General features: G+C 40.0%; 5 protein-coding genes and 4 tRNA genes. 3 read left to right on the forward strand and 6 right to left on the reverse strand.

All coding sequences use genetic code 11. From position 1 onward, the window contains the following. Positions 1-119: 119 nt before the first annotated feature. The 4 genes from BCU68_RS16510 to BCU68_RS16525 form a co-directional block, all read right to left on the reverse strand. A tRNA-Thr gene (locus BCU68_RS16510) sits at positions 120-195 on the reverse strand. 15 nt (positions 196-210) lie between these two features. Next, a tRNA-Gly gene (locus BCU68_RS16515) sits at positions 211-285 on the reverse strand. A 36-nt stretch (positions 286-321) separates the two neighbouring features. Then, positions 322-406 (reverse strand) — tRNA-Tyr (locus BCU68_RS16520). A gap of 33 nt (positions 407-439) precedes the next feature. After that, positions 440-515, reverse strand: a tRNA-Thr gene (locus BCU68_RS16525). A 212-nt stretch (positions 516-727) separates the two neighbouring features. Here BCU68_RS16525 and coaA point away from each other — a divergent pair. Next, entirely contained in the window at positions 728-1,651 is a 924-nt protein-coding gene (coaA, locus tag BCU68_RS16530; protein ID WP_102565829.1) for a type I pantothenate kinase, read from the forward strand. A 56-nt stretch (positions 1,652-1,707) separates the two neighbouring features. Here coaA and birA read toward each other — a convergent pair whose 3' ends face one another. Further along, a complete protein-coding gene (birA, locus tag BCU68_RS16535) occupies positions 1,708-2,670 on the reverse strand; it encodes a bifunctional biotin--[acetyl-CoA-carboxylase] ligase/biotin operon repressor BirA (RefSeq protein ID WP_102565830.1) in 963 nt (320 codons plus the stop codon). Next, positions 2,667-3,710: a UDP-N-acetylmuramate dehydrogenase gene (gene murB, locus BCU68_RS16540; protein WP_102565831.1), complete on the reverse strand. Its 1,044-nt coding sequence runs from the start codon at positions 3,708-3,710 to the stop codon at positions 2,667-2,669. Before murB ends, birA begins: the two co-directional genes overlap by 4 nt. A gap of 66 nt (positions 3,711-3,776) precedes the next feature. On the opposite strand from murB, the gene BCU68_RS16545 reads away from it, so the two are divergent. Both BCU68_RS16545 and pssA read left to right on the forward strand, forming a co-directional pair. Then, complete coding sequence (locus BCU68_RS16545; RefSeq protein ID WP_102565832.1) at positions 3,777-4,208, forward strand: GNAT family N-acetyltransferase; 432 nt, start codon at positions 3,777-3,779, stop codon at positions 4,206-4,208. A gap of 96 nt (positions 4,209-4,304) precedes the next feature. After that, positions 4,305-5,645 carry a CDP-diacylglycerol--serine O-phosphatidyltransferase gene (gene pssA, locus BCU68_RS16550; RefSeq protein WP_102565833.1) on the forward strand — a complete coding sequence of 447 codons (1,341 nt, stop codon included), beginning with the start codon at positions 4,305-4,307 and terminating at the stop codon, positions 5,643-5,645. Positions 5,646-5,759: the final 114 nt, after the last annotated feature.

Consider the following 5,759-nt stretch of genomic DNA (forward strand, 5'->3'; position numbering starts at 1 on the left):
GTTCAAATTTTTCTTTAGACATGGAGAGACCCTCTAGGTACGGATTAGGTGGTGTTTTATGACCACGCAACCAAAAAATATGGCATTTTATTTATCAAAAGGAAAAAATAGGCTTGAGCTGGTGCTGATACCCAGATTTGAACTGGGGACCTCACCCTTACCAAGGGTGCGCTCTACCGACTGAGCTATATCAGCACTGAATTGAGTAGTTGGAGCGGGCAGCGGGAATCGAACCCGCATCATCAGCTTGGAAGGCTGAGGTAATAGCCATTATACGATGCCCGCAACGTAACTCTGTAGAGCTATTTAACCTTTAGAATATGGTGGAGGGGGACGGATTCGAACCATCGAAGGCAGTGCCGGCAGATTTACAGTCTGCTCCCTTTGGCCACTCGGGAACCCCTCCAAATTTTTTATTCTCTTCCCTAAAAAGAAAGAGTGGTGCCGACTACCGGAGTCGAACTGGTGACCTACTGATTACAAGTCAGTTGCTCTACCTACTGAGCTAAGTCGGCACAAGTGGAGCGCATTCTATTGAATGATTTTCCACCTTGCAATAGTTAAAGTAAAAAAAAGCCAAAAAATCACCTTTTTTTTATCCAGTACACTCTAATTTCAACCTTTTTTGAAATAACATTCAAAACTGTACGTGAAGTCATTGGATTTATGATTTAGGTTGATGTATTTTTCAAGCATCTTTTTTCATTATTTAACCCTAGAGTCTTTTATGAGCCCATTTATGTCTTTCGATCGCACCCAATGGGCAGAGTTACGTAACTCCGTACCTATGACGCTATCAGAAAGTGATCTTCTTGAGCTACAAGGGATTAATGAAAATTTAACCATAGAGGAAGCGGTTGAAATCTACCTTCCCCTTTCTCGCTTGCTGAACCTCTATGTTGCTGCAAGACAAAATAGAAATACGGTTCTTGATCGCTTCCTTTCACAGTCAGACCATGCTCCACCATTCATCATTGGTATTGCTGGTAGTGTTGCTGTTGGTAAAAGTACCACTGCTCGTCTGCTTAAAGCGCTACTCTCTCGCTGGGAAAATCACCCTAAAGTTGAACTCATCACCACCGATGGATTTTTATACCCAAATGAAGAGCTAGAATCGCGTGGAATAATGAGTAAGAAAGGGTTCCCAGAATCCTATGATACGAAGCGCTTGGTTAAGTTTATTTCAGACGTGAAAGTATGCAAACGACATGTGACTGCCCCTGTTTATTCACATTTGACCTATAACATTACTAAAGAAGAGAAAGTAGTCGATCTACCTGATGTGCTCATTATTGAAGGGTTGAATGTACTACAAAATAACAATAGAACTCAGAATGAAGAACATCGTGTTTTTATTTCTGATTTTTTGGATTTCTCTATTTACGTTGATGCCAATAAAACATTAATTGAAAAGTGGTATATCGACCGCTTTATGAAGTTTCGCCAAGGTGCATTCAAAAAACCAGGCTCATACTTTAGCCACTATACCCAACTCTCCGCTCATGAAGCAGAGACAAAGGCCCACAATATATGGTCAACGATTAATGGTGTAAATTTAACGCAAAACATCTTACCAACCAAAGATAGAGCGCAATTGATTTTACGTAAAGGCGACAACCATAGCGTAGAAGAAGTCTTGCTACGAAAGTAACCTTTTAAACCACCGCACCAATACAGCATAACCGATTATTGGTGCGAGACGACTTTTTAATCCGCAATTTTACGCAGTGAGATCTCTCCACCAACAAAAGATTCAATCCCTTGTGAGGTTTCTAAAAGAACGGCTCCCTGCTCATCAATGCCTCGAACTGTCCCCACGATCTCTTTTTTACCCATAATCAAACGAACATCTCTACCAATAAAGTTATCGTATTGATTCCAGCGTGGAACAAAACCTTTCATTCCCTGCGATTCATACTGCTCTAAAGTTTTTAGCCATGAGTTTGTTATCGTTGTCGCGATATCATTACGATCTGGCAAGGTTGGATTAATGTGAGAGAGTGATGTCCATGGTTGAGTAATCCCACTGGTTTCTGCTGGCATTGATATATTTAGTCCCATACCAATGACCAGATGTGCAGGCCCTCCAGCTTGCCCAGACATTTCAACCAATATGCCCGCTAACTTTTTATCTTGATAATAAAGATCGTTTGGCCATTTTAATTTCACACCTTCTAAGCCAAGTGACTCAAGCGCCTCAACAACAGCAACACCAACAACCAGGCTAAGCCCCATAGCGGCAGCCATTCCCTCTTCTAAGCACCAATACATAGATAAGTATAGATTAGTACCAAAAGGTGAAGCCCAATACCTACCGCGCCGACCACGCCCCTGAGATTGATACTCTGATAGGCAAACCGTACCCGATGTGAGCTGCTGAATATTATCGAGCAAATACTGGTTTGTTGAATCAATAATAGGAATAAGATCAAAAGGAACTGATAACTTATCTTGTAGCTTCTCTTTACGTAATAAGTTTAAAGGTTGTGGTAACTGATAGCCCTTTCCTTGGATGCGAAAAATATCAACACCCCACTCTTGAATGCTTTTAATATGCTTACTTACTGCCGCTCTAGAGATATCAAGACTTTTGCCGAGTGCTTCTCCAGAATGGAACTCACCATCAGAAAGTGCACTTAATATCGCGAGTTTTGTTGTTGGTTCTTTCATCCTTGCCCCAAAATATGCGCTAATGTCGTCTCTTCACTCTGCCCCATGAATCTCACTTCATGCTCTAGCTTAATACCAAACTTATTCAATACGGTTATAACAACGTGATTAGCTAACTCAATGACATCACGAGAAGTCGCTTGGTCTTTATTCACGAGAACTAAGGCTTGGTTAGGGTGCACCTGAGCCCCGCCAAACATAACGCCCTTCAAACCGCATTGATCAATTAACCAACCGGCTGCGATCTTCACTTTTCCGTCAGCAGGGTAAGCTGGAACATTAGGGTAATTAGAGACAAGGCGATCAAATTGATCTTTGGTGATCACAGGGTTTTTGAAAAAGCTGCCGGCATTACCAAGTAATTCTGGATCAGGAAGCTTCTCTAACCGAGTTTTACAAATAACATCAAATATTGCTTTTGATGTTACTTGATCGTTCGCTAAATTCTGTAAAGGACCATATTTAATGTTTGCCTGCCATGATCGAGGCAACTTTATACCTAAAGCGACAACAAAAGCTCGATCATATAACTCATGCTTAAAAATAGAGTCTCGATAACCAAATTGGCATTCTTCTTTTGATAATCGTTTAATAACAAAATCATCGAGACATAAGATATCTACGTAATCACAAACATCTTGAAGCTCAACACCATAAGCTCCGATATTTTGAATAGGAGCCGAACCAGCACAGCCAGGAATTAATGCTAAGTTCTCAAGCCCTCCCATGCCATTTTCAATGCTCCACTCCACAAGTGATGGCCAATCCTCACCACCATCAATATGCAAATGGTAAGCATCATCTTTGACTTGGTAAGATTTACCTAATAAACGATTTACAATTACCACACCATGAAAGTGCTCGGTAAAAAGAATATTGCTGCCCTTACCCACTATTAGCTTTGGTAGGTTAGCCCAGTCAGGATTTTGATAAACATTAATAACGTCATCAACGGAATTGACCTCGACTAAAACATCACACTGTTGATGAATAGAAAAAGTATGGTATGGCTGTAGATTAGCATTGAGTATTGTTTGCATAGCACTAAATAGATAACTTAAACTCCCTCCATTCTACCGCAGTTAATCATAGGGTGCAGTGACATAATGTACGAACTGAGTTTTGAACAACTTGATCCGATAAAAATACCGCTAATTAAACGTATCTATAAAGCACACTACCCAAGTGGCAAAGCTAAAAAAGATGAATTAACCATTACTGCTTCTCATAGTGGAGTGATATGTGGATTAGTCCGTTTTAGACCTGTCGGCAGTTATCGACTCATGACAGGGATGCTTGTCATTCCTAGCTATCGAGAAGCTAAAGTAGGTCACGCATTAATGCAATATTGCTGTGCTAATGTGCTTAGTGATACCGATTATTGCTTTGCTTATAGTCATTTAGAGAATTTCTATAGCCAACATGGTTTTTCTACCATAGAGATAGAAACGCTGCCAAACCACTTACGCGATATGCTCACACGTTACGTTAATAGTGGTAAAGATCTCATTCCTATGCATTATACAAAGCAGGGCTAAAGATTAACTCGGCTTTTCTGGCATAGTGAGTCTAGTCTTTGGTAAAATAAGGGGTTCAGTATTTTGCTAAATTTTTTTTAAGGTAAATCAGACAATATGATTTCAAGTAGGAATCCATTCGAACAATTGCCAACTATTGCTCAAGACCCGAATAAGTTTGACGTACTACTTTCCGCTAAAGAATTTAGAACTCACTTACTCAAAAGTATTGAGAATGCACGTAATCGAATCTACCTTGTTGCTCTTTATCTTGAAGATGATGAAGCAGGTAGAGAGGTTTTCGATGCTCTTTATAAAGCAAAGCAGAAAAATCCTAACTTAGATATCAACGTCTGTGTCGATTGGCATAGAGCTCAACGTGGATTAATTGGAGCAGATGCTTCTGAAGGAAATGCTTCTATGTATAAAGCATTTCGTCAGCAATATACGCACCCTGTGCCAGTGTATGGCATCCCTGTTCGAGGTCGAGAAGTATTCGGCGTTCTGCACTTAAAAGGCTTTATCGTTGATGATGAGGTGATCTACAGCGGAGCAAGTTTAAATAATATTTACCTTAACTTTAAGGATAGATATCGCTTCGATCGCTACCATGTTCTGAGTAACTCGGTATTAGCCAATAGCATGGTTGAGTATATTCAAAATGAAATGATAGCTAACCCTGCTGTACATGATCTTTCTAATGAGTCGAACCCAAGTACAAAATCGATCAAGTCAGCTATCCGACAATTTCGCTCTTCTCTAGCGCGTAGTCAGTATAAGTTTGATGATGAAAGTGTCCCTAGCGATAAAGTGGCAGTTACTCCTGTTGTTGGGATAGGCAAGCGTCGTAACGTACTCAATCAAGGTATCAATTACCTTATATCGCAAGCCAAAGATGAAGTTATCATCTGCACGCCTTATTTCAACTTTCCTAAGAGTGTCGCGAAGGAAGTAAAGAAAGCGCTGAAGCGTGATGTAAAAGTGTCACTCGTTATCGGAGATAAAACGGCGAATGATTTTTATATCTCGCCAGAGGAAGAGTTTCGTACCATTGGAGGCTTACCTTACCTATATGAGGTTAACCTACGTCGCTTTGCTAAGGCACATGAAGGGTTTATTGCGAGTCGCCAACTCTCGATTAACTTATGGAAACACGATAGCAATAGCTTCCACCTGAAGGGCGTTTGGGTCGATAAGCGCTACATGCTACTAACGGGGAATAATCTAAACCCAAGAGCATGGAAACTTGATCTAGAAAATGGGCTTTTCATCCAAGATCATCATCATCTTCTGATGCCAAAATTTGAAGCTGAGTTTGATAATATTTTCCAACATACTCAGTTGATTTGCACTTACAAGCAGATTGAAAAAATTGAAGATTACCCATCAGCGGTGAAAAAGTTATTAAAGAAAATAACTCGAGTAAAAGCTGATAAAATATTAAAACAGCTTTTATAAATAAACCATATCAAATAAAAAATAGCAGCTCTAAGCTGCTATTTTTTTCATCCGTATATTGTGTTTCTATCAGTTTGAAAACCCAGCTACTCTCTACAGACGTAAAAAAGCCCA

The organism is Vibrio sp. 10N.286.49.B3, assembly GCF_002873395.1.
In the GTDB taxonomy this organism is placed as follows: domain Bacteria; phylum Pseudomonadota; class Gammaproteobacteria; order Enterobacterales; family Vibrionaceae; genus Vibrio.